23 protein-coding genes and 2 tRNA genes are annotated in these 24,379 nt (G+C 36.9%); 11 read left to right on the forward strand and 14 right to left on the reverse strand.

Annotated features, from left to right (window positions below):
* Positions 1-17 precede the first annotated feature (17 nt).
* The 3 genes from AWV75_RS02890 (at position 18) to AWV75_RS02900 (ending at position 2,908) form a co-directional block, all read left to right on the forward strand.
* A complete protein-coding gene (locus AWV75_RS02890) occupies positions 18-488 on the forward strand; it encodes an Lrp/AsnC family transcriptional regulator (RefSeq protein ID WP_060872927.1) in 471 nt (156 codons plus the stop codon).
* A 180-nt stretch (positions 489-668) separates the two neighbouring features.
* Positions 669-1,424 carry a PdaC/SigV domain-containing protein gene (locus tag AWV75_RS02895; protein ID WP_060872928.1) on the forward strand — a complete coding sequence of 252 codons (756 nt, stop codon included), beginning with the start codon at positions 669-671 and terminating at the stop codon, positions 1,422-1,424.
* A 26-nt stretch (positions 1,425-1,450) separates the two neighbouring features.
* Positions 1,451-2,908, forward strand: a complete 1,458-nt coding sequence (locus tag AWV75_RS02900; protein WP_060872929.1) for an oligosaccharide flippase family protein — start codon at positions 1,451-1,453, stop codon at positions 2,906-2,908.
* A 36-nt stretch (positions 2,909-2,944) separates the two neighbouring features.
* Here the strand turns inward: AWV75_RS02900 and AWV75_RS19080 are convergent, their stop codons facing one another.
* From AWV75_RS19080 to AWV75_RS02925, 6 genes are all read right to left on the reverse strand, one after another.
* Positions 2,945-3,286 (reverse strand): DUF4139 domain-containing protein, encoded by a 342-nt coding sequence (locus AWV75_RS19080; protein ID WP_231737951.1) that lies wholly within the window; start codon positions 3,284-3,286, stop codon positions 2,945-2,947.
* Positions 3,270-4,613 carry a DUF4139 domain-containing protein gene (locus AWV75_RS02905; RefSeq protein WP_231737953.1) on the reverse strand — a complete coding sequence of 448 codons (1,344 nt, stop codon included), beginning with the start codon at positions 4,611-4,613 and terminating at the stop codon, positions 3,270-3,272. The genes AWV75_RS19080 and AWV75_RS02905 overlap by 17 nt, the downstream gene beginning before the upstream one ends.
* A 19-nt stretch (positions 4,614-4,632) precedes the next feature.
* Entirely contained in the window at positions 4,633-6,003 is a 1,371-nt protein-coding gene (gene radA, locus AWV75_RS02910; protein ID WP_060872930.1) for a DNA repair protein RadA, read from the reverse strand.
* 123 nt (positions 6,004-6,126) lie between these two features.
* Positions 6,127-6,699 (reverse strand): hypothetical protein, encoded by a 573-nt coding sequence (locus AWV75_RS02915; protein WP_060872931.1) that lies wholly within the window; start codon positions 6,697-6,699, stop codon positions 6,127-6,129.
* A 19-nt stretch (positions 6,700-6,718) separates the two neighbouring features.
* Positions 6,719-7,447 carry a LytR/AlgR family response regulator transcription factor gene (locus AWV75_RS02920; RefSeq protein ID WP_060872932.1) on the reverse strand — a complete coding sequence of 243 codons (729 nt, stop codon included), beginning with the start codon at positions 7,445-7,447 and terminating at the stop codon, positions 6,719-6,721.
* A complete protein-coding gene (locus AWV75_RS02925; RefSeq protein ID WP_060873000.1) occupies positions 7,444-8,490 on the reverse strand; it encodes a sensor histidine kinase in 1,047 nt (348 codons plus the stop codon). The genes AWV75_RS02920 and AWV75_RS02925 overlap by 4 nt, the downstream gene beginning before the upstream one ends.
* A gap of 176 nt (positions 8,491-8,666) precedes the next feature.
* Here AWV75_RS02925 and AWV75_RS02930 point away from each other — a divergent pair, with 176 nt between their 5' ends.
* Complete coding sequence (locus AWV75_RS02930) at positions 8,667-11,018, forward strand: outer membrane beta-barrel family protein (RefSeq protein ID WP_060872933.1); 2,352 nt, start codon at positions 8,667-8,669, stop codon at positions 11,016-11,018.
* 2 nt (positions 11,019-11,020) lie between these two features.
* Here the strand turns inward: AWV75_RS02930 and AWV75_RS02935 are convergent, their stop codons facing one another.
* The 3 genes from AWV75_RS02935 to panC are packed head-to-tail and all read right to left on the reverse strand — an operon-like array spanning position 11,021 to position 13,206.
* On the reverse strand, positions 11,021-11,986 hold the full coding sequence (locus tag AWV75_RS02935) for a lysylphosphatidylglycerol synthase transmembrane domain-containing protein (RefSeq protein ID WP_060872934.1): 966 nt from the start codon (positions 11,984-11,986) through the stop codon (positions 11,021-11,023).
* 9 nt (positions 11,987-11,995) lie between these two features.
* Complete coding sequence (gene panD, locus AWV75_RS02940) at positions 11,996-12,346, reverse strand: aspartate 1-decarboxylase (protein ID WP_002989232.1); 351 nt, start codon at positions 12,344-12,346, stop codon at positions 11,996-11,998.
* A gap of 11 nt (positions 12,347-12,357) precedes the next feature.
* The gene (gene panC / locus AWV75_RS02945; protein ID WP_060872935.1) at positions 12,358-13,206 is read right to left on the reverse strand and encodes a pantoate--beta-alanine ligase; all 849 of its coding nucleotides are present in this window, start codon (positions 13,204-13,206) and stop codon (positions 12,358-12,360) included.
* Positions 13,207-13,315: 109 nt separating this feature from the next.
* Here panC and AWV75_RS02950 point away from each other — a divergent pair, with 109 nt between their 5' ends.
* The 5 genes from AWV75_RS02950 (at position 13,316) to AWV75_RS02970 (ending at position 19,626) form a co-directional block, all read left to right on the forward strand.
* Positions 13,316-14,119, forward strand: coding sequence for a glycogen/starch synthase (locus AWV75_RS02950; protein ID WP_060873001.1), 804 nt, complete (start codon positions 13,316-13,318; stop codon positions 14,117-14,119).
* Positions 14,120-14,191: 72 nt separating this feature from the next.
* Positions 14,192-15,805 (forward strand): DUF4270 domain-containing protein, encoded by a 1,614-nt coding sequence (locus AWV75_RS02955; protein ID WP_231737955.1) that lies wholly within the window; start codon positions 14,192-14,194, stop codon positions 15,803-15,805.
* A 6-nt stretch (positions 15,806-15,811) separates the two neighbouring features.
* Positions 15,812-17,656: a glutamine--fructose-6-phosphate transaminase (isomerizing) gene (gene glmS, locus AWV75_RS02960; RefSeq protein WP_060872937.1), complete on the forward strand. Its 1,845-nt coding sequence runs from the start codon at positions 15,812-15,814 to the stop codon at positions 17,654-17,656.
* 153 nt (positions 17,657-17,809) lie between these two features.
* Entirely contained in the window at positions 17,810-19,321 is a 1,512-nt protein-coding gene (atpD, locus tag AWV75_RS02965) for a F0F1 ATP synthase subunit beta (RefSeq protein ID WP_060872938.1), read from the forward strand.
* 23 nt (positions 19,322-19,344) lie between these two features.
* Positions 19,345-19,626: a F0F1 ATP synthase subunit epsilon gene (locus AWV75_RS02970; protein ID WP_002989214.1), complete on the forward strand. Its 282-nt coding sequence runs from the start codon at positions 19,345-19,347 to the stop codon at positions 19,624-19,626.
* A gap of 148 nt (positions 19,627-19,774) precedes the next feature.
* On the opposite strand, the gene AWV75_RS02975 is transcribed toward AWV75_RS02970, so the two are convergent.
* The 4 genes from AWV75_RS02975 to AWV75_RS02990 form a co-directional block, all read right to left on the reverse strand.
* A tRNA-Asn gene (locus AWV75_RS02975) sits at positions 19,775-19,848 on the reverse strand.
* 48 nt (positions 19,849-19,896) lie between these two features.
* Positions 19,897-19,970: transfer RNA gene (locus AWV75_RS02980), tRNA-Asn, on the reverse strand.
* Between the two features lie 82 nt (positions 19,971-20,052).
* The gene (locus tag AWV75_RS02985; protein WP_060872939.1) at positions 20,053-20,703 is read right to left on the reverse strand and encodes a trimeric intracellular cation channel family protein; all 651 of its coding nucleotides are present in this window, start codon (positions 20,701-20,703) and stop codon (positions 20,053-20,055) included.
* Positions 20,704-20,725: 22 nt separating this feature from the next.
* Positions 20,726-22,018, reverse strand: a complete 1,293-nt coding sequence (locus AWV75_RS02990; protein WP_060872940.1) for an aldehyde dehydrogenase family protein — start codon at positions 22,016-22,018, stop codon at positions 20,726-20,728.
* Positions 22,019-22,213: 195 nt separating this feature from the next.
* Here AWV75_RS02990 and AWV75_RS18840 point away from each other — a divergent pair, with 195 nt between their 5' ends.
* Positions 22,214-22,390 carry a hypothetical protein gene (locus AWV75_RS18840; RefSeq protein WP_197429544.1) on the forward strand — a complete coding sequence of 59 codons (177 nt, stop codon included), beginning with the start codon at positions 22,214-22,216 and terminating at the stop codon, positions 22,388-22,390.
* A gap of 233 nt (positions 22,391-22,623) precedes the next feature.
* Here AWV75_RS18840 and AWV75_RS02995 read toward each other — a convergent pair whose 3' ends face one another.
* Positions 22,624-23,577 carry an NAD-dependent epimerase/dehydratase family protein gene (locus AWV75_RS02995; RefSeq protein ID WP_060872941.1) on the reverse strand — a complete coding sequence of 318 codons (954 nt, stop codon included), beginning with the start codon at positions 23,575-23,577 and terminating at the stop codon, positions 22,624-22,626.
* A 196-nt stretch (positions 23,578-23,773) separates the two neighbouring features.
* On the opposite strand from AWV75_RS02995, the gene AWV75_RS03000 reads away from it, so the two are divergent.
* A complete protein-coding gene (locus AWV75_RS03000; RefSeq protein WP_060872942.1) occupies positions 23,774-24,376 on the forward strand; it encodes a hypothetical protein in 603 nt (200 codons plus the stop codon).
* Positions 24,377-24,379 lie beyond the last annotated feature (3 nt).

The raw sequence follows: 24,379 nt of genomic DNA on the forward strand, positions 1-24,379 counted from the left end.
CTTAAACACAAAAAAGCATGCATAACTTAGACGACATAGATTTAAAGCTACTCAACTTATTATCAGAAAATTCCAATGTAACAACCAAGGAATTAGCTCAACAGGTAAATCTATCCTCTACCCCTGTTTTTGAGCGTGTAAAACGATTGGAACAAGAAGGTTTCATTAAAAAGTACATCGCCTTAATTGATGCGGAAAAGTTAAATCGCGGTTTTGTCGTTTTTTGCAATATCAAGCTAAAACAGCATGAACGCATCATCAACAATAAGTTTATTGACGATATTCTCAATATTGAAGAAGTAGTAGAATGTTATAATATTTCAGGGGAATATGACTTTTTATTAAAAGTGTATGCAAATGATATGCGTCATTATCAGGACTTTGTTTTCAACAAGTTGGCTATGGTGGACAGTATTGGAAGTACACATAGCTCTTTTGTAATGCGCGAAATTAAAAATGATCACAACATTAAGATTAGCTTGTTGTAACAAACAAAAAAGAAAGATCACACTCTTATAACAGTGAGAAAATCAATCCATTTTTGATGCAATAAAAAAGTACATCACAATACGTGTACGAACTGGATAGGGAAATAAAAAAACAAGCATTTTACAAATTCTCTTAACTTTCAGCACATTAATTCTTAGTTTTGTAAGAAAAGAAAGTCTATGAAAAAAGTTATCTATTTATCCATACTACTTGCTTTTATGGTGAGTTGTACTAGCAAAGACAAATCTTCAGAGGCACTCCAATTTGAGCAAAAAGAATTTGTTCAATCCTCAGACAATTGCATCGCTGATGAATGCACGACAATTAAGCTGAGTCTTCCGGTGATGACCAATGAAGATCACGAAATTGCAGCAAAAATCAACCGACATCTTATCGCTGAAATTGACAATATTGTAGCAGTAGATGACGCCACTGCAACTAGCACCTCTCTAGAGGAACTTACACAGAATTACATCAAAAACTACAAAGCTTTTGTTGCTAAATATCCCGATGAAACGCTTGCTTGGAAAGCGGAAGTGGAAGGAGACATTACCTTTTACAATGCAGATTTACTTTCTATTGCTTTAGAATACTACACTTTTGCAGGCGGAGCTTATGGATTTAAAAGTGAAATGGCTCTAAATTTCAACCCAAAAACGGGAGATTTATATCGCGTGGAAGACTTAATTGGCAATTGGGATGAGTTGCAAAAACTCATGGCACTCCAACTGAAAGACAAAATGGATATTTGGACAACAAACAACCAATTGAAATACCCAGAAAGTATTTTCTTTTATGAAGATACGGTAGGATTTATTTACAATGCGGTGGATGATGATGCACATTACAATGGCCCAACAAAAATTGATTTCCCGAAAGACCGTGTCCTTCCTTTTTTAAAGGTAAACTTGGATCCTATAGCAGCAGAAAAATAAAGCATTGACCCTTAACGCTCGACACTGTGAGTATTTATAAAAAAATCTTTCAACAGACCGCTATCTATGGTTTAGCAGCTGTTTTCCCTAAAGTAATTGGTTTCTTTTTAGTTCCGTTTCACACGGATTTGATGAAAAATGACGCCTATGGAGAGTATAGCGTGATTTTCTCCATCATGATGTTGCTGAATGTCATACTCTCTTTTGGTATGGAAACCGCTTTCTTTCGATTTTATAATACTCGAGACAATAAACAAGAAGTCATCAACAATAGCATGCTCTTTTTGGGCGCAACTACCCTCCTTTTTGCAGTAGTAGGGTTCTCTTTCCTTGATTTTTGGTCTACACTTCTCCATATACCAACCAATATCTTACACTATGTTCTGTGGATTCTGATTTTGGATGCTTTGGTGATTGTGCCTTTTGCTAAGTTAAGAGCCGATCAACGCCCGATGTATTACAGCGCTATTCGAATTGGAAATGTCTGTATTTATTCTGTGCTGAATGTGTTATTTTTATATTTCTTGCCTCAATGGGCAGCACAAGCGCCTTCGTCCATTTTTGCATCCCTCTATATTGAAAACTTTCAAGTAGAATATATTTTTATTGCCAACTTAGTGGCTAGTGCAGCTACATTCTTCGTATTTACGAAGAATTATTGGCAGTTGAATTTCAATATAAACAAGGAATTATTACAACAAATGTTGCGTTATAGTTTCCCTGTAATGGTTGCTGGATTGGCTTTTGCTATCAATGAAAGCTTTGACAAAATCTTATTACAGCGTTTGTTACCTGCGGATATCGCTTCTGCTGAGGTTGGAAAATATGCTGCTTGTTACAAATTAGGTCTTTTTATGGTCTTGTTTAGACAAGCTTATACCTTAGGAATCGAACCTTTCTTTTTTAACTACGCCAAAAATGACGATGCACCAACTAAATACGCTACCGTAACCAAGTACTTCATCTTAATGGGAAGTGCTATTATGCTAGGTGTAGTAGTCTTTTCGGATGTATTAAAAGTGTTGTTTATTCGCAATGAAAGTTATTGGGACGCCATGATTGTTGTTCCTCTCATTATTTTAGCCAACCTATGTATGGGGATTTACACCAACCTATCCGTTTGGTATAAGTTGCGCGATAAAACAAGTATGGGGGCTTATATCTCCATTTTTGGAGCGGTATTAACCTTACTGTTCAATTACGCCTTAATTCCATTATGGGGTTATATGGGATCTGCTATCGCTACCTTATTGGCGTATGGATCGATGATGATTGTCTCCTATGTATTAGGCCAAAAATACTACCCTATTCCCTATGATAAAAAAGCCATTGGTCTGTATATGGGATTATCCATGCTCTTATCATATATCTACTTCTACCACTTTAGAGAAAACTATTTCGTAGGTTTTGCTGCGATTCTCCTTTTCGGTGTAGTTGTATTTAGTCAAGAGAAAAACGCCCTAAAACGAATGCTTAAAAAATAAGAAAAGCCACGCTAAGCGTGGCTTTTTACTTCTATATTAATAACTGATATTTTCTAGGTTTTTATCCTTACTGTATTTAATCAAGTAGCTCATGCGTACTTTTTTAACTTCGTTGGGTTGCAATTGAACGTCCCATGTTACTAAACCTTTCTCCTCGTCCACTTTTCCTTTTGGCGATTCGTTTAATGTAATCTCAATTGAATTATCCGTACTAATTGGATATTGGTCTTCTACTTGAATAGCAACGGCTTCTTTTTTATTGTTTTTGATTGTAATCTCATACGTAAACGTTTGCTCCTTTTTCGATGATAGTGTTTTCGTTCCTGATTTATCTGAAATCAACGTACGACTAACCGAAATATTAGGATCTTTTTCCAATATTCAGACGCAATTTCTCTTCCGTATTTTCAGTAGATAAATACGTTTGTCCGATATTCATTCCATCATAAATCACATTGGCTTGTCCTGATAATAAATTGTGTTTCCCATAATCCTTTATTTCCGCAACTAAATACGCATTCGCATCTAATTTTGGTGCAGCATAGTACTTATAGTCTCCACTAATATCAAACGTATTCAAATCCACACTGTGGCGTTTGCCATTGCTCAAAATCGAATACGGGATTGCAATGTCAAAAGTTACATTCAGTTCACTCTGATTTACTGTTGTATACTCTGCAAGCGTTTGTCTATCTTCATAAGACACCTCATTTAAAGTAGCAACATAACCTTGGTTTTTTCTTACATCTTTGCGACTCATAGAAGCTGTTTCATAACTAGGATTCACCCCTGCATCACCTTGAGTCATTCTCTCCATGATACGTATTTCTCCCCTATCGTTTTCATATTGAACAAACCAAGTATTCCAAGTCGGAATGGTATAATTTTGGTTTAATTTACCTGAAGTCAAACTCAATCTTACATTACGCCAATCAATACCCGAAGTTTGCACTACTTGGGCTTTATACATCATCTTAATTGGTGCGTTTATTTTATCAATACGCAAATCGTACGAAGGAACCCATTGTGCTTGATTGGTGGCATAGTTAATTCGGAAAGGAACATTCCCTTCTCTCCCATTCATTACTTGTACAATTAGTTTTCCGCGACTGATACGTTCTGATTTATCCCCACCAAGCGTTAATTGTCCCTTCAAATCATTCCATTTGGCTTCAATCACTGCTTTTTCCTTTTTCTTTAAGAATACAGCATTTTGCAATTCTTGACGTTTCTTTCCGTAGTATTCTACCCATTTAGTCACATCAGTAAACCCAAAACTTGTAAATGTTTCACTTGCACTTGTACGATCCAATAAATTAATAGTTTGAGTATCAGCATTTATTGCATTAGTTATTTTCTCCAATTTTAGTTCTGCTGCTGCAATACTATCGCGCAACGGTTTCATTAAAGGGGAATTATTCACATTGTCATATTCTTCAATATAGGCATTGGAGAACTGTACGGACATCACGGTTACCTCATTAATAGAACCTACTTTAATCGTATTTTCCATCAATTGATCCGAAACATTGGTAATGACTACTTCAGACAATCCCTTTGGCAAAGTCACTTGTGCATTTTGCGTTAATTCAGCACCATCATAATACACCCGTGCGCTTTCTAAATTCGCCTTAGTATAGACGGGTTTTTGCGCCCACACTGCTACAGCACTTAATGCCATAGCTAAAACAATTCCTTTTCTCATGCTACTTTTTTTTCAATTTTTATCCAAAGAGATGTTCTACCACATCCTCGATCTTCGTTACTAAAATAACTTTTATTCCCGTTCCGGTGTAGGAAATCTTATTGTATTTGGAAACCAATATTTCAGAAAAGCCTAATTTTTCAGCTTCTTGAATGCGTTGATCCACGCGATTAATCGGACGAATTTCTCCTGAAAGCCCCACTTCTCCAGCAAAAGTCACCCCTTTTTGAATGGAGATATCTTGATCCGAAGATAAAATTGCAGCCACTACACCTAAATCAATTGCAGGATCATCGACTGAAATTCCTCCTGTAATATTTAAGAAAACGTCTTTTTGTCCTAAGCGGAAACCTGCACGTTTTTCCAACACCGCCAACAACATATTCAATCGCTTGAGATTATATCCCGTTGCACTGCGTTGTGGCGTTCCATAAACCGCTGTACTCACCAACGATTGCACCTCCACCATCAAGGGACGCATTCCCTCTAACGTTGCAGCAATAGCTGTTCCCGATAATTCTTCATCTTTGTGGGAAATTAAAATTTCCGATGGATTAGACACTTCTCGCAATCCGCTGCCTTGCATTTCGTAAATGCCCAATTCAGCCGTAGAGCCAAAGCGGTTTTTATTGGCGCGTAAAATACGATACACGTGATTGCGATCCCCTTCGAACTGTAGCACCGTGTCTACCATATGCTCTAACATTTTCGGACCGGCAATACTTCCATCTTTGGTTATATGCCCAATAATCAACACAGGGGTACCTGTTTCTTTGGCAAACTTCGTCAGCTCTGCGGTACATTCTTTAATTTGAGAAACCGTCCCGGCTGAGGATTCAATATAATCCGTATGCAAAGTCTGAATAGAGTCAATAATCAACACATCCGGTTGAATTTCTTCAATCTGACGAAAGATATTTTGGGTATTGGTTTCTGTTAAGATATAACAGTTTTCGTTATTGGGATTGATGCGTTCTGCACGCATTTTGATTTGCTTCTGACTTTCTTCTCCAGAAACATAAAGTACTTTAAAAGGTAAACGCAAAGAGATTTGCAAAAGCAATGTACTTTTCCCAATTCCAGGTTCTCCTCCGAGTAAAACCATAGATCCAGGGACTAATCCTCCACCTAACACTCGATTCAACTCCCCATCCAAGGTATTCATGCGGATTTCCTCTGCGCTGTCAATTTCCTTTACTTTTAACGGTTTTGCTATACGCTTTGAAGTAGATGCATTGGAACTAACTGCCTTCCATGCGGTTTTCTCTTCTTTTTGAATCACCTCCTCTACCAGCGTATTCCATTCCTTACAAGTAGGACATTGCCCCATCCATTTGGGAGATTGAGCACCACAACTTTGACAGAAAAAAGCGGTTTTTACTTTTGCCATACGACCTTCTACTTTTAAATTCTAAAACTCAAATTTACAATTAAAAGTTTAGATTTGAATTCCCTCTTTTTAGCTATAAATACAGCAGGATAAAAGAAAAGGTAGACCGATTCATGCAAGCAATTAAACGGATAAATCTTGGATACATTGTTCTCGTATCGCCCAGATTTCAGCTGAAGAATAAGGAATAGCTCCATTTTCTTCAAGCCATTGCGCCATAAATGCCTGGTGAACTTGCACTTTATAGGCTCCAATTTCATTGACTTGAATCTCGTATTCCACCAATAAATCCGATTGAAAATCTGCTGGGGAAGCTCCCGTTCGAGTAAAGTCAAAACGCTGATTCTTGTATTTTAAATAAGTATGTGCTTCAGGAATATAATCGAGTTGATAATGTGCCAAGGTATTGCCCACCAATGGAGTATTTTGTCCATTCATTTTGAATATACCAAGGATTAATTTCAAATCTGTATAGCCCTGTTCCGCAGCCATTTGCTTTAAAACCGCATGTTTGGTACTACAAGTTCCCTTACCATCAGCAAAAAACGAAAGTAGATCGTCTTTATTGGAATTTCGTCCATAAGGCAAATCACAAATATAGACGGTTGCCGCTTGAAAAGTATTAATGCCTCTATGAAGGAACGCTTGAGACAACGCTCCTTTGGATTGAATGTTAAAATTTAGTAGGGTATGCATTGTCTTTCGTTTACTCTTCTCAATAATGTTCTTTCACCCATTGTTGAAAATATTCTACATAGGTTTTGCCAATCGGAATAACTTTATCGTTGATAAAAATCCGATTGCGCTCAATGGTATCAATCTGATCCAAACGCACAATATACGATTTATGAACCCGCATAAAATCATCCGAAGGCAATTTCTTTTCTAATTCGAGAAACGTATCGAGAATGATGATTTTTTCCTGTCTTAAATTTAAGCACAAATAGTCTTTTAATCCTTCGACAAAAAGTAAATCTTTCAAAAATATTTTGACTAATTTCCCATCCGTTTTGACAAATAAAAAATCGGCATCTCCTTTTATTGTTGGCGTTAAGCTAGTTGGAGTACTTGATTGAATAACTGGTTGAAAATGCGCTTTTGCCTTTTGAACACTCTTGTAAAAACGCTCAAACGAAATGGGTTTCAGCAAATAATCCAACACTTGATATTCATATCCTTTTAGCGCATATTCACTATAAGCAGACGTTACAATATACTTGGTTCGATTCCCTACAATATCCATGATCTGCAACCCTGTCAATTCAGGCATTTGAATGTCGATGAACAACAAATCAATCGTTTCTTCTTCCAATAGTTTCAATGCATCCAAGGCGGAAGTACTTGATCCAACCAACAGCAATTGGGGAATCATTTTGGTGTATTCCGTTAAAAGCGAAATCGCCAGAGGTTCATCATCTAAAATAAAACAGCGGATTTGATTCATAATTCAATCGTTAGGTTACAAAAATAAGACGTTTCCGTTTGTTGAATCGTCAAGGTATACTGCTCAGGAAAATGCAACGCCAATCGCTTTTTTATATTCTCTATTCCAATCCCTTGCTGTTTATCCTTTTGATACCGATTAATTTTATTACTCGATTCAAAAACCAAGGTATGCTTGTTTTGGATAATGGTAATTAAAAAAGGATGATTGGAATCTGTTACCTCACCATGTTTGAAAGCATTTTCAACAAAAGGTAATAACAAAAGGGGCGGGATTTGCAATTGAGGCTGTTGAATTTCTTTTTTGATTTTAATATACTTCTCTCCTTGTATTCGCATACACTCTAGCTCAATATAATTTTCTATATACGCTATTTCAGCTTCTAAAGAGACCGTTTGTTGCTGGCTTTCATAGGTTACATAACGCATCAAATGACTTAATTTTTCAATGGCATTCAAGGCTAAATCCGATTTTTGATACACCAAATAATAAATATTATTCATGGTATTAAAGATAAAATGCGGGTTGACTTGAGACTTTAAAAAATTAATTTCCGCTTGTATTTTCAATTGTACAGCTTCTGTTTTTTCCTTTTGGGATTGGACAAACTGGACAATCAACCAAATGGTAATTGAGGGAATAATACTTAGACTCGCAAAATATAAATTGTCAACAATATAGAACGAAGCGGGTAAAACTGGACTGTAATTGGTAAATCCAAAAAAGAGATTCAAGAGATATTCTTCCACAAAATAACGCAATCCAATAAAGCAGCTATAAATCAAAACGACCCCAAATACAATGCGCCCAAACTTTTTGGATCCAATGAATTTTGGGATCACATACAGATAATTAAAGTAAAAAATGAGGGCACTTAACAACGTAAAAACGACGGGATAAAATCGAAACACCGCTTGTTCGCTTGCATTTCTCCAAAAAGCAAATTCAAATTGTAGCGTATCATAATCAAAACGCGTGGAAGTGCGAATAATGAAAATAACCCAAAAAACAAGGTGAATGAGACTAATTTGCTTCTTTGTCATGATTGATTTGCTAAAAACACGCATTAAAGGTACGTCTAAAATCAAAACGCTTTGCTGTTCTTCGACCAACGATACAAAATATCCGACCAACATCTTCATCGGAAAAAAAAATTCGTTGGTCTAAAATAAAAAATAGGTTGATTGCATCGTCGCATATTTGTCTCAAACAAATAAACATGAAATACACTCTACTCTTTTTTTTGATTTCTTTTTTCTCTTTTAGCCAGACTGTTCAAGTAACTGGACAGATTTATGAAGGAGAACAACCCACTGAATTTACAACCGTGCGATTCACCAATACACAATCACAAGAGCTCGTTCAGACCTTTACGGAAGATGCAGGTCGATTTACCATAGCACTTGCACCGGCGTCCTACCATTTGACGCTGCATCAGTACAACCAAGAAGTGTATCAAATGGACCTTGACATTACCCACGATACTGACTTAGGTACGATTCGCATTGAGGGAAATCAACTGCTAGAAGAAGTACAGATTGTTGCTCAGAAACGCCTAATCGAACGCAAAATTGATCGCTTGGTCTTCAATTTAGAATCAGCAGTAGTAGGTACAGGTGGCAATGCATTAGAAGCATTAAAAGTAACCCCTGGCGTTCAAGTTTCTCCGTCTGGTATTTCCATTGTTGGCAAAAATCAAGTCTTAGTATTAATTGACGACCGACCGACGTATCTATCAGGAGATGAACTTACGCGTTATCTAGAAAGCATCAGTAGTGCTGATTTAAAAAGCATTGAAGTGATTACTACCCCTCCAGCCAAATATGAAGCGGAAGGAAATAGTGGAATCATCAATATTGTAACCAAAAAAACACCCCAAGACACCTGGAATGCAACGGTAGGTTCCACCTATCAACGTGGCAAGCGAAATACGATGCGCTACAATGCGGGTTTTAATTTGAACCAAAAAAGATGGAAAGCCAAAGCAACAGCAAATTTTGGTGATGTACGCTTTCTTCGAACTTGGAGTAATGATTTATTCTATACAGATGAAACTTGGGAAAATAGAGCAACAACTGATGGTAAGAACAACTACTACAACCTCAATGTTGACCTCTCTTACCAATGGAGTAAAAGCTGGGAAATGGGAATAAAATTCGCTAAAAACAACTATAATTTCAAAGGAATTATGGAAGGCAAAACCACGCGTTTAAATCTCAAAGAGATTCATTCCTATATTACAGAAGACTCCAAGGAACAATCTAAATCAGATCGTTTTATTATATCCTACTTTAATGAGATTAAACTAGATACTTTAGGAAAAAAATTGACCTTAGATTTAGATTATATCAGCAGTGATCAGCCGAGTTTCAGAAATTTCACATCCGAAAGCCTCAATCCTTTGCATCAAAGTATTCCCAACAGTTTGCTACAAGGAGGAAATGACAATCAAAATACCATTGACAATTATATCGGAAAATTAGATGTCAATCTGCCCTTCCAAAATTTCACTTTTAATGTAGGAGCAAAGCTTGCTACTTCAAAAACAAAAAATAAATTACTGATTTACAATTCAATCCTACCTACTGGTGTACAGCACAATCAATTTGATTATACCGAAAACAACCAGGCTGTTTATGTGTCAGGGACTAAAACCTGGTTAGATGCCTTGACGCTTCAAGCAGGTTTACGCGTAGAAGCTACCCAAACGAAAGGATATGCCTCCGCATTAGATCAAACCAATAGAAATAACTATGTCAAGTTTTTCCCGACGCTTTATATCCAATATCAATTGAATGAAGACCAAACATTGGGATTCAATTATGCTAGACGAATCAACCGACCTAATTTTGAGAGTTTGAACCCCACGCGTTCCACCTATAATGCCTATAGCTATCACGAGGGAAATCCCTTCTTAAAACCAGCTTATACCTCTAATTTAGAATTCATTTATACCTATAAAAAATTAGAATCTAAGGTGTATTACAGCCAAATGAAAGATGGTATTTCACAAGTTTCTCAGATTGATGCCGAAACTAAAAACTACAATTACATTTGGATGAATTATGTAGATGTAAAAGAAATTGGTCTTTCAGAAAGCATCTATTTTAAACCAACCTCGTGGTGGAATAGTTCGAATGAATTCACCTTGACTTACTCTTCTGCAGTTCCAGTAGTAGAAAATGAAGAACGAGTAAAGGGAACAGCGGCTTATTTTTCAACCTCCAATGATTTTATTTTGAATACTGCCCAGACTTTATTTGCAGGATTTAATTATACCCAAAGTTTTAAAGGAGTATCAGATAATTTTCATTCCAAAGCTTATGCAGATGTCAACCTGAATGTAAAATACCTCTTAGTCAACAAAAAACTGGAGTTATCTCTTCAATTGAGCAATGTATTAAACAGCGTAAATTCTACGTATAAAGAAACCACGGAAGCCATGCAGCGCTTTCAAAATAATTGGGACAATCGCGCCATTCGCTTTTCAGCAAGTTATAAATTGGGACATAGCACCTTGAAAGTTAAACAAAGAGCCAATGCTTACGAAGAAGAACTAGGAAGAATGTAATCTTATTTTCTTCTTGTGTGATATAGAGGTAATAAAAAGAAAGATAACGCACCTAAAACAACGACGATAGCCGTTTGTGTCGTCCACAAAATCCAGCCAAAGGCGGTTCCTGCAACAGTAGAAATATGGTACAATACGAGTAATTCTGCTAGTAGTAAAGGGAAAGCTCCAAAACCGCCATTGGTAAAGGATACGGCAAAACTTCCCGCTACAAATGCCGACATAATCATCGGAAAGGTTAATACACTCGTTTCGGCTAAGGCCAACGTACCAAAGTAAAAAGTAGCAATATAGCCCAACCAGATAACCAGCGTAAAGAATAAAAACGCCGCTTTAGTAGGCATTCTAAAAATACTATTCACCCCCTCAACCAAGCCTTTGAGCTTTTGTTTGACAAAAGCGATGGGCTTCCAGGTCACATACATAAATACAACCACCACCAGCACAAATCCTACAACGGCTAAAAGTCCCAACCACATCAATTGATCTACGGGAACATATTGCAGTAAGAAATCTTTAAGTACGTCATACTGCAGGACAAGCGCAGTAAATACACAAAGTAACAAGCAAATTAGATCGACTACGCGTTCGGAAACAATACTTCCAAAACTCTTATCAAAAGGAATTTGCTGGTATTTTTGCAGCACCAATGCACGAGAGACTTCTCCAGAACGAGGCACGGTAAGATTCATGAGATAACCAATGTTGATGGCCATAAAATTCGTCGCAGTAGAAGATGAATACCCCATGTAATTCAAAGCGTACTTCCAACGATGGGCACGTGCCCAAAGACTGATAATAGAAAAGATTGAAGCGATGATAATATAGCTATAATCCGCACCTTTAAAGTGCATCACTATCTCTTCAATCTGTTCTTGTGTAAATTTAGCAAAAGCGTAATAAACTAAAAATACTCCCAACGCAAGTGGGAGTATAATTGATATAAGTTTATTAACGGTTTTCTTCAATATGCTGAATTAAGTTAGACTATTGTTTTCTTCATTTGGAAAAACAATAGAAGGTCTAAATGTTTTAGCTTCCTCAAAATCCATTATTCCATAAGAAATAATGATAACGATATCCCCTTGGTGTACCTTGCGAGCTGCTGGCCCGTTTAAGGTAATTTCCCCGCTATTTCGAGGACCAGGAATCGCATATGTTTCAAAGCGTTCTCCATTGTTGATATTCACAATAGAAACTTTTTCACCCTCAATCATATTGGCTGCTTCCAATAAAGCTTCGTCTATGGTAATACTTCCAATATAATGTAAATCGGCACCTGTTACGGTTACACGATGAATTTTTGATTTTACTACTTCAACTTGCATGTCGCGATAGTTTAGTTAAAAGATAAATTGTCAATTAATCGAACCCCTTCAATATGAGCCACAAGGAAACCTCTATACTTATGCCCTGCTAGTTTAGCAGTAGCTACCTTTAACGTATCCTCATCTGCAATTGTAAAGTATTCGAGGTCAAAGGTAGAATTATTTTTAAATTGAGACTCAACAAATTGATTAACTTTTTCAATCGATTCAGTTTTAAACAGTTCTTGTGCTTGTTTCAAAACCTGATATAAAAAGGTTGATTGCTGTAATCCCGTTGTAGAAATACGTTCATTTCTAGAGCTCATTGCCAATCCATCTGCTGCTCTAAAGATAGGAACACCAACAATTGTAACAGGAACATGTTCTTTTTCAACCAATTTTCGGATGATTTGAAGTTGTTGAAAATCTTTCTCTCCAAAATAGGCTTTCGTTGGTTCAACCAAGTCAAAAAGTTTTTTGACAATTGTACCAACACCATCAAAATGTCCAGGTCGTTGTGCCCCCTCCATTTCGAATTCTAATCCGTCGTAATCGAACTTTTTAGCTACCGTTTCGCCCGCGTAAATTTCCTCTACTGAAGGCGAAAAAACGACAATTTGTTCTGATAATGAGCGGATAATATCCAAATCTCGCTCTAAAGTTCGGGGATATTTCGCCAAATCTTCTGCATTATTGAACTGCGTAGGATTGACAAAAATACTCACTACTGTACAACCATTTTCTTGTAGGGATTGTTCCATCAAAGAAAGGTGTCCACGGTGTATAGCCCCCATTGTAGGCACTAAACCAATTGATTGGTTCGCCTTGTGAAAAGTCTCCAAATAAGCTTGTAATTCGACTTTTGTATGAAAAAGAAACATCTGCTTCGCGTTTTAAATAATGGCAAAATTAGTTAATTCGAGAAATAACTCCATAAAATTTCGTAAATTTGCACAGTTTTATTTATTTCAACAGAAACTATTTTTGAAGATGAAAGATAAGAGGATATTGTACGTATCATCTGAAGTGGTACCTTATTTAGCAGAAAATGAAGTTTCATTAATGTCTTATGATGCGCCTAAAATGATTAATGAACAGGGAGGGCAAATAAGAATTTTTATGCCGAAATACGGTAGCATCAATGAAAGAAGACATCAATTACATGAAGTAATCCGCCTATCGGGGATGAATCTTGTCGTAAATGATATGGATATGCCTTTGATTATCAAAGTGGCTTCTATACCCAAAGAGCGAATTCAAGTTTACTTCATTGATAACGATGAATACTTTAAAAGAAAATCAACGTTTTCGGACGAAGATGGCGTTCTTTACCCAGATAATGATGAGAGAGCTATTTTCTTTACGAAAGGCGTAATTGAGACAATTAAAAAATTAAACTGGGTTCCGGATATCATCCACGTACAAGGTTGGATGGCTTCGCTATTGCCAACGTACTTAAAAAATTACTATAAAGATGAAGCGATTTTTGCAGACACAAAAATTGTCACTTCTATCTTTGATGAAGGATTTGAAGGTGCTTTAAGCACATCTATGCATACCAAAGTTGCCTTTGACAACTTGCCAAAAGAAGATATTGCTGATTTCGAAAAAGCAACATATCACAACATAATGGTTAATGCGGTTAAGAATTCTGATGGAGTGATTCTCGCTTCTGAGAACATCCCTTTAGATTTAACAAAATATATAGAATCTTCTAATAAACCTTTCTTACCTTACGCTACTAAAGAAGCATTTGCTGAGGCATATACTACTTTTTATAACCAATTTTTATAATACTAACGCATATATTCGATTTAGTAGATGAATTATAAAAGCATCGTAAAAACATTCGTAATCCTAGCAAGCATGGCTAGTTTACAATCATGTGACAAAGATTTTAGTGAAGTTGGTGGAGATATCATCGGAGATAACAACTTAAATATTGACACGTATCAAGTTCAAGATATAACAGCTTACACCCAACCTTATGGTGCTTTGAGTACCAAAAACTTACCTAATGTTCCTTTTGGTTCAATTGACAATGGTGAATTTGGTCGAACAAACAGCAGTTTTGTAACACAAGTATTGTCTGCCTCTACTTCTTTTGATTTAATGAAAAGCAATGCTGTTATTGACTCTGTTTATGTATACATTCCCTACTATGCTCAATATGACAAAGTAGAAGATGAAATTACGTACTACAAATTATTAAACGTAACTGGCGAAGGAAGTTTCAATTTGGAAGTGTATGAGAATGGATATTACCTCAATAATGTGAATCCAGGAACAGGAAAAGACATACCGTATTATTCTGATGCAACAGCACAGTTTGAGCAATACAAAAAGCCAACCCTGTTAAACGATTCAAACGACACCAAACAGAATACTGATTTTTCTTTCACCAAGAGAAACATCATCATTTATAAAAGAGATGATAAAGGGAATATCATCTATGATGAAAAAACAAATAAACCGACTGAACAAGAACGTTTAGCTCCTGGAGTATGGTTAGACTTGAACACGGATTATTTCAAAAAATTCGTAGATAATAAAGACCTTTTCAAAGATCAATCGCAATTTAAAAACCACTTCCGTGGGTTGTATTTCAAAGCTACTGGAAATAGTTCAACTGGAGCCTTAGGGTTATTGAATATTACCCAAGGTAAAATGGTAGTCAAATACCACCAAGAAATTGAAGAAACGAATAGCGAAGGAGAGAAAATCAAGAAAACGCAACGTGTAACTATAATACTTCCATTCACTAAAGATGCTGTAAGTGATGGTGCTACTGCATTCGATTCTCATATCAATGTTAGTTTAACTACCAATGAAGGGAATACGCATACTCAAGAAGGAGACAAAACAAACGGAGATCCGTTTTTATACATCAAAGGAAGCGAAGGAAATGTTGCCGTTATCGATTTGTTTGGTGCCAATGGTTTTGAAGAATTAAAAGCACTCAAAGAGAAAGAATACTTAATCAACGATGCAATTCTAACCGTTCATGTTGATCAAGCAGCCATGAAAAAAGATCAGATTCCACAACGTCTATACTTGTATAATTACGACAATGGAACCCCTGTTTCAGACTTCTTGAATGACAATAGCGCAAATGCTGATTACAGCAAATTGGTCTATGGTGGAATTTATCAAACAGCGAATGAAGAAACAAAAGTAAAAGGAAACTTCTACAAATTTAGAATTACAGAATACATTCGCACCCTATTAAAAAGTAAAGAATTAAAAAGTCCAAAATTAGCAATTGCTGCAACCTATAGTTACAACGATGTTTTATTAGGCACCGTGACTAAAGGAATCAATAGCAAATTAAAGACAGAAATACCAAACACACCTGAAAACGTAACTTACGTGCCTGCCCTGTCGGCAGTATACCCATTGGGTACCGTAGTTTACGGAACGAATACTAGCTCAGACAAAAAAATGACACTGCAAATATTTTATACTAAAACTAAAAACTAATTATTTATGTGTGGAATCGTTGGATACATAGGTCATAGAGATGCATATCCGGTAATCATCAAAGGACTAACTAGACTGGAATATCGTGGATATGATAGTGCTGGATTAGCTGTTTTTGATGGAGAAACGATTAATCTTTGCAAAACAAAGGGAAAAGTTGCTGATTTAGAAGAAAAAGCTACAGATGCAATTAAAAAAGGAACTATAGGAATTGGTCATACCCGTTGGGCCACACATGGTGTACCCAACGACGTAAATTCACACCCTCATTTTTCCAACTCAGGTGAATTAGTCATTATACACAATGGAATCATTGAAAATTATGATTCATTAAAACAAGAATTAATCAAACGCGGTTATATCTTTCATTCAGAAACAGATACCGAAGTATTAATTAACTTGATAGAAGACGTTCAAAAAACGCAAAAAGTAAAACTAGGAAAAGCAGTTCAAATTGCATTAAACCAAGTTATTGGAGCCTATGCAATTGCAGTCATGGATATTAAAAAACCCAATGAAATTGTAGCTGCACGTTTAGGTAGTCCTTTAGCTATTGGAATTGGTGAGAACGAATACTTCATCACCTCTGATGCGTCTCCTTTTATTGAATACACGAATAATGCGATTTATCTAGAAGATGAAGAAATGGCTATTATTCGCTTACACAAGCCATTAAATATTCGCAAGATCAAAGATGACTCTTTGGTTAATCACTATGCTCAAGAGCTACAATTAAACTTAGAGCAAATTGAGAAAAACGGATATGATCACTTCATGTTAAAGGAGATTTACGAGCAGCCAGACGTAATCCGCGATACATTTAGAGGGCGTTTACTTGCTGATCAGGGCTTAATTAGAATGGCAGGTATCGAAGATAACCTAGATAAATTCCTCAATGCAAAACGCATCATTATCGTTGCTTGTGGAACATCTTGGCATGCTGCATTAGTAGCTGAATACGTTATCGAGGAATTTGCAAGAATCCCTGTTGAAGTCGAATATGCTTCTGAATTCCGTTATAGAAATCCAATCATCAGCAGTGATGATGTTATCATTGCGATTTCTCAATCTGGAGAAACAGCCGATACATTAGCTGCAATAAAATTAGCAAAAACCAAAGGGGCATTCGTTTTTGGTGTTTGCAATGTGGTAGGATCTTCAATATCAAGAGAAACACATGCGGGAGCTTATACCCATGCTGGTCCAGAAATTGGAGTTGCATCAACTAAAGCATTCACCACGCAAATTACTGTGCTTACTTTAATTGCTTTGCGTTTAGCTAAATCCAAAGGATCATTATCGAATTCAGAGTATTTAAAATATTTACACGAATTAGAATTAATTCCAGAACGCGTAAAAGAAGCCTTAGTACAAAACCAAGAGGTATTAAAGATTGCGGAAGTATATAAAGACGCAACAAACTGCTTATATCTTGGAAGAGGATACAACTATCCAGTTGCCTTAGAAGGAGCCTTAAAGCTAAAGGAAATATCATACATCCACGCAGAAGGGTATCCTGCTGCAGAGATGAAACACGGTCCAATTGCATTAATTGATGAGCATATGCCTGTCATTGTTATTGCACCAGATCAAATGCACTACGACAAAGTGGTAAGTAACATCCAAGAAATTAAAGCGCGCAGTGGAAAGATCATTGCCGTTGTAACAAAAGGAGACAAACAAGTGAGAGCATTAGCGGATCACGTAATTGAAGTACCTGGTATTTCGGAAGCGTTAACCCCTATTTTAACCACAATTCCACTCCAATTATTGTCGTACCACATTGCAGTTTTAAGAGATTGTAACGTAGACCAGCCTCGTAATTTAGCGAAGTCGGTAACGGTTGAATAACTATAAAATGCGAACCCAAATCGGGCTCGCATTTTTTTATATATAAATAAATTTTTAATCATTTTCATATTAAGAGAAAAAAACTATCTTTGCACTCTGAAAAAGTAGTTTTTTTCACTAAACGTAAATAGCTGTTAAATAAATACATAAGCAATGTCTAAAGTTACAGGAAAAGTTGCGCAAGTTATCGGACCAGTAGTTGACGTAGTCTTCAACACTGAGCATGCCGAACTTCCAAAAATTTATGATTCATTAGAAATCACTAAACCAGATGGTTCTAAATTAGTACTTGAAGTACAATCACACATTGGAGAAGATACAGTTCGTACAATTTCAATGGACTCAACAGACGGATTAAGTAGAGGTTACGCAGTAGCTGCTACAGGATCTCCTATTCAAGTTCCCGTTGGAAAAGAGGTATTTGGTAGATTGTTTAATGTTGTTGGAGACGCTATTGACGGTCTTGGTAACTTACCAAAAGCAGGAGCGAATGGATTGCCAATCCACAGACCTGCACCGAAATTCGAAGATTTATCTACATCTACAGAAGTATTATTCACCGGAATTAAAGTAATCGATTTAATTGAGCCTTATGCAAAAGGAGGAAAAATTGGACTATTCGGTGGAGCTGGAGTAGGTAAAACTGTATTGATTCAAGAGTTAATTAACAATATCGCAAAAGGTCACGGTGGACTTTCTGTATTCGCAGGAGTTGGAGAGCGTACACGTGAAGGAAACGACTTACTACGTGAGATGTTAGAGTCAGGTATTATCAAATACGGTGATGACTTTATGCACTCTATGGAAAATGGAGGTTGGGACTTATCAAAAGTAGACCGCGAATTAATGAAAGACTCTAAATGTACTTTCTTATTCGGTCAGATGAATGAGCCACCAGGAGCACGTGCACGTGTTGCTTTATCAGGATTAACAATTGCTGAGTTCTTCCGTGATGGTGCTGGAGACGACCAAGGAAAAGACGTACTTTTCTTCGTTGACAACATCTTCCGTTTTACACAAGCAGGATCTGAGGTATCAGCGTTATTAGGACGTATGCCATCAGCAGTAGGATACCAACCAACATTAGCAACAGAAATGGGTGCGATGCAAGAGCGTATTACTTCTACTACAAAAGGATCTATTACTTCTGTACAAGCAGTTTATGTACCTGCGGATGACTTAACTGACCCGGCGCCAGCTACAACTTTCGCCCACTTAGATGCTACAACCGTATTATCTCGTAAAATTGCGGAGTTAGGTATTTACCCTGCAGTAGATCCATTAGATTCTACTTCTCGTATTTTATCTCCAGACATTTTAGGAAATGAGCACTACGCTTGTGCACAACGTGTAAAAGAAATCTTACAGAAATACAAAGAATTACAAGATATTATTGCAATTTTAGGTATGGAAGAGTTATCTGAAGAAGATAAATTAGCGGTACACAGAGCACGTCGTGTTCAACGTTTCTTATCTCAACCTTTCCACGTTGCTGAGCAATTTACAGGTATCCCAGGAGTTCTTGTAGATATTAAAGATACAATCAAAGGTTTCAATATGATTATTGATGGTGAATTAGACCATTTACCAGAGGCAGCTTTCAACTTAAAAGGTTCAATCGAAGAAGCGATTGCAGCTGGAGAGAAAATGCTTGCTGAAGTTTAATAATCACTTAAAAAACAACTATTATGAGATTAGAAATTGTATCACCTGAAGCGACCTTATTCGCTGGAGAAGTTACTTCTGTATCAGTTCCAGGTGTTAATGGTGAGTTTCAAATGCTAAACAATCACGCGGCTATTGTTTCTTTATTGACCAAAGGAAACGTGAAGTTTACTGGAACTAACATTTCTATTAAAGAGCCATTTAATTCAAAGTTCGTTAAAGTTAGCAACGATACGTACCACTTACCTATCAATATGGGTACTGTTGAATTAAGTGATAACAAGATTATTATTTTAGCTAATTAATTAGCTAATACCTTATAAAAAAGCCCGATTCTCTCGAATCGGGCTTTTTTCATTACTATACGCTCTCCTGTAGATAAGAGCATCTAATCGGACTAAAAATAAATCCAAAAAAAAAGTCTTACAAGATTTCTTGTAAGACTTTTTTTTGCTCCCCCTCTTGGGCTCGAACCAAGGACCCTCTGATTAACAGTCAGATGCTCTAACCAACTGAGCTAAGGAGGAAGGTATTTTATACCTACCTAAAGGTTACACGTTTAAAGCATTGCTTTGCTCCCCCTCTTGGGCTCGAACCAAGGACCCTCTGATTAACAGTCAGATGCTCTAACCAACTGAGCTAAGGAGGAAGGTGTGTTACCTTTATTGCGATGCAAATATAGTGTGTTTTCTGCTTTTTGCAAATATTTTAAAGAAAAAAACTCACTTTTTTCAGCTCTCTCCTTTGAGTGTAGGCAATCCCAAACGATAACGAGTTGCTATCAAACGAATTACAAAAACAGAGGCTGCAGTAGAAATTTGAACAATGGCAGCATCTAAACCAATAGCTTGGAGTATATAGTAGATAAATACCCCAAAAATACAAGCTAGTGCATACCATTCTTGTCTAAAAATAGCCGGAATCTCATTGATTAAAATATCTCGAATCATACCTCCTACCACTCCTGTTATGGTAGCCATGATAGCAACCACCCAAAAAGGATAACCTAACGCTAGGGTTTTTTCGGTACCTACTACCACAAATAATCCCAACCCAATACTATCAAACCACAAAAACGTATTATTTAAGCGAATTAATTTTTGCGGGAATATAATCACCAGCATCAAAGCGACAATCGTACACCAGATATATACACTGGTCAACATCCAAAAGGGAGTAACCCCCAGTAATATATCACGCAATGTACCTCCACCTGTTGCGGTAACAAAACCAACGACAAAAGCGCCAAACCAATCGACATTCTTAGCAGAGGCTAAACGAATACCCGAAATGGCAAATGCAATGGTACCAAAAAACTCAATTACATCAACAAACTTAATTGCCAACCAAAACTTCACAAAGGTTTCCATCAACTCATTCATAGATCAAACCGTATTTTCGCTATTACTTAATTACCACTGTCTTCTTATTGACAAATGCGAGCAATCCTTCAACTGACATTTCTCTTCCTACTCCAGAAAATTTATTCCCACCAAAAGGTACACGAGGATCAGAGATGACCATTTCATTAATAAAGACAGCGCCATCGTCAAACAGGTGTATGTATTTTTTTAATTGATCAATATCTTTGCCAAAAATAGACACGCCCAGACCAAAACGAGAGTCATTGCTCAAGGCTATTGCTTCTTCTATGGTCTCGAATCCAACTACCACCGCTAAAGGACCGAACGTTTCTTGCGTAAAAGCGGGCATTTGATCTGTAACATCCGTTAACACCGTAGGCTCAAACCAATTCTTATCGCGTTTTCCTCCACAAACCACACGAGCACCCAAGCGAACCGACTCATTTAAGATCGTTTCTAGCTCAATTGCGAGATCTTCTCTTGCCATGAGACCTATTCCTGTAGAAAGACTCATTACGTCTCCCTGTTTTAGTTTTTTGGCTTCTTTCGCTAATCGCAAGGTAAATTCTTCACGTAAAGATTCATGTACTAAAAAACGCTTAGCCGCAATACAACTTTGTCCTGTATTCTGAAAACGTGCATTCACTGCAAGTGGAACAATCTCATCCAAATCAACATCTTTAGTCACAATAAATGCATTGCTTCCGCCTAGCTCTAATAACACGGGTTTAATTAAACTACCCGCTTTCTGAGCCACAGCACTTCCAGCAGGTTCGCTTCCCGTTAGGGACACCCCTTTGACCGCAGGATGTTCAATGACCTCTTCCACTTCTTTTCCAGGCAAAGTCAAATTGAAATAAACTTGCTCAAAACCTTCTACAGCAAAACAGGATTCTAAGGCCTTAGCAGAAAAAGGTACGTTACTCGCATGCTTCAGCAAAACGGTATTCCCCGCTAATAAGGTGGGAATAGCAAAGCGAAATACTTGCCAAAATGGATAATTCCAAGGCATTACTCCTAAGATAACGCCCATAGGATCATGGACAATATAGGTTTCGGACCACTTCGTTTGGATGTGACGTCCTTGCAAAATCTCCTCCCCCTCTGCAATATAATAATCAATCAAGGTTGCACTTTTTTCTACTTCAGCGATTGCTTGACTCAAAGGTTTGAACATATCCTGCGTAATCACCGCACCATATCGCTCTTTGTTGAGCAATAACTTTTCTTTTACTTTTTTGAGGTAGGCTATGCGCTCCTCCAAGGCAATTTTACTCCATCTTTGATAAGCACTTGCTGCCTGCTCTATTCTAATTTCTACTTCTTTTTTCATAGTAATGCGTCTTTTATCTTCTAAATTTACAACATCGTCTACACTAATCTTACTTCTTGCTAAAAAAAAGACAAGATTCTTTTACAAGCTCACTTCTGACCCACTGCTTAGAAAAAAATTCTATACCGCGATCAAAATTAGAAAAGCCATCCTTTCAATATAACGTTTATCTTTGTAGAATCAAATTATACCATCATGGATAAAAATGTAAAATTGTTAACCTTCGGACTCGTGCTTTTTGCTTTAAGCTTGATTTTAAAAGCAACCCAAATCATCACAACTGGAATTAGCACCGTAATTATCCTAATTGGATTCGCTTTTATCGTTGTTTCTTTATATCGTTTAGTGTTTATCAAACTGCGCAAGAAATAGTATTATTGTTAACGGTTGACAGTTTACGGTGAACGGTGGGCAGTTTACGGTTGACAGTTTATAGTTTACAGTTTACGGTTTACAGTTTACGGTGAACGGCTTAGGGTATCTTATAAACGAAGAAAAACGGAGCCTTACCAAAAATCAAAACACAAAAAAAACAGCAATAAGCTACTGCTTATCACTGTTTCTTTATCTATATATCAACTACTCTTTTCAAAGTAGTTCACCTTTTATTTCTTTAAAACCTGAGTTAAATTTTCAAGCATCACTTCAGTCATAGAAGATAAGTCATACTTGTGTTTCCAGTTCCAATCCTGTTGTGCACAACTGTCATCAATACTCGCTGGCCAACTATCAGCGATAGCTTGGCGGAAATCGGGTTCATAAGCAATTGTAAAGTCAGGGATATGCTTGGTAATTTCCGCTGCAATTTCCTCAGGTGTAAATGAAATTCCACCTAAATTGTATGAAGAGCGAATCTTAACCGATTCTTTTGGTGCTTGCATGATTCCTACTGTAGCATCTAATGCATCATCCATATACATCATTGGCAATCCTGTTTGCTCTGATAAGAAACAGTTGTAGTGTTTATCTTCAATTGCTTTATAAAAAATATCTACCGCATAATCCGTCGTTCCACCACCTGGAGGAGTTGTCCAAGAAATCAAACCTGGATAACGGATACTGCGTACGTCAACTCCGTATTTATTGAAGTAATATTCACACCAACGCTCTCCGGTTTGTTTTGAGATTCCGTATACTGTACTTGGTTCCATTACGGTATACTGAGGTGTATTTTCTCTTGGAGTTGTCGGTCCAAATACGGCGATTGAAGATGGCCAAAATATTTTTTTAATTTTTCCTTCTTTCGCTAAATTTAAAACGTGAAATAAAGAGTTCATGTTTAACTCCCAAGCAAAAGCAGGATTTTTTTCTGCTGTTGCTGAAAGCAAGGCAGCCATTAAATAAACCTCTTCTACTTGATGTTTTTCAATCACCTGAGCAACAGCATCAAACTCCATTGCATTGACAATTTCAAAAGGTCCTGAGCTCATCAAAGCGTCATTTCCCTCTCTAATATCAGAAGCGATAACATTGTCATTTCCATAGATACCACGCAACTTTAACGTAAGTTCAGAGCCAATTTGTCCACAAGCTCCAATAATTAATATTTTGGTTCCCATTTGTTTTGTATTTAGTTGCACAAATATAGCCGTTGCCAAACAATAAATCAATGTAAAAAAGGACAATTCTATCAGAGAACAAATAAAATTTTGCTTTAATCTCCCATCAATTGATTGAAATTCGCTATGGTTTATCGCAAAGCAAGTCGAATAAATTCAATAACATTCGTAAATTTGAGGTTTGAAATTCAAGGATATGAAAAACATTTGGACGATTATACTGTTGGTACTTAGTTTGAATCTAACCTCTTGTAAGAAAGAAGTGGATCAAAGTGCCATAGAGCAAACCAAATTACAACAATACAACGATAGTGTGTTTACGCATTTAATGAAGGAATGGAAGTTCAAGATTCCGAAAACCTCGAAAGAACTAACCCCTATTCTCGAAGACTGGAAAGCGTGGACAAACCTCATCAATGAATTGAAGTTACGTCCAGTGTCCACGATTGGGGCCTTCCAAAAAAAGGCGGTCACCCTGAGTGAAATAGCAGAAAACCTTCCTTATCAAGGATATCCAGCTGCCTTAGATACTCCTGACATCAAAATCAGATACTCGACCTTATTGACTTCTTTCCAGAATTTGGATATGTATATCAATTTAAATCCTGTGAATATCGAAAAAGTCGACGAGTGGTTGGACAATATTCAACTTAACTTGGATGATATCGTGCGCATGATGGATGAAAATTTAGTTCGTCAAAACTATGCAAAAGAAGCAGGAGAAGATGCGATGCTACACGAAATGGAAGAATTTAGAAATGATATGCGAAAAGCAAATCCCGAAGAAGAATTAGAATAACCT

Source organism: Myroides odoratus (assembly GCF_001549985.1).
Classification (GTDB): domain Bacteria; phylum Bacteroidota; class Bacteroidia; order Flavobacteriales; family Flavobacteriaceae; genus Flavobacterium; species Flavobacterium odoratum_A.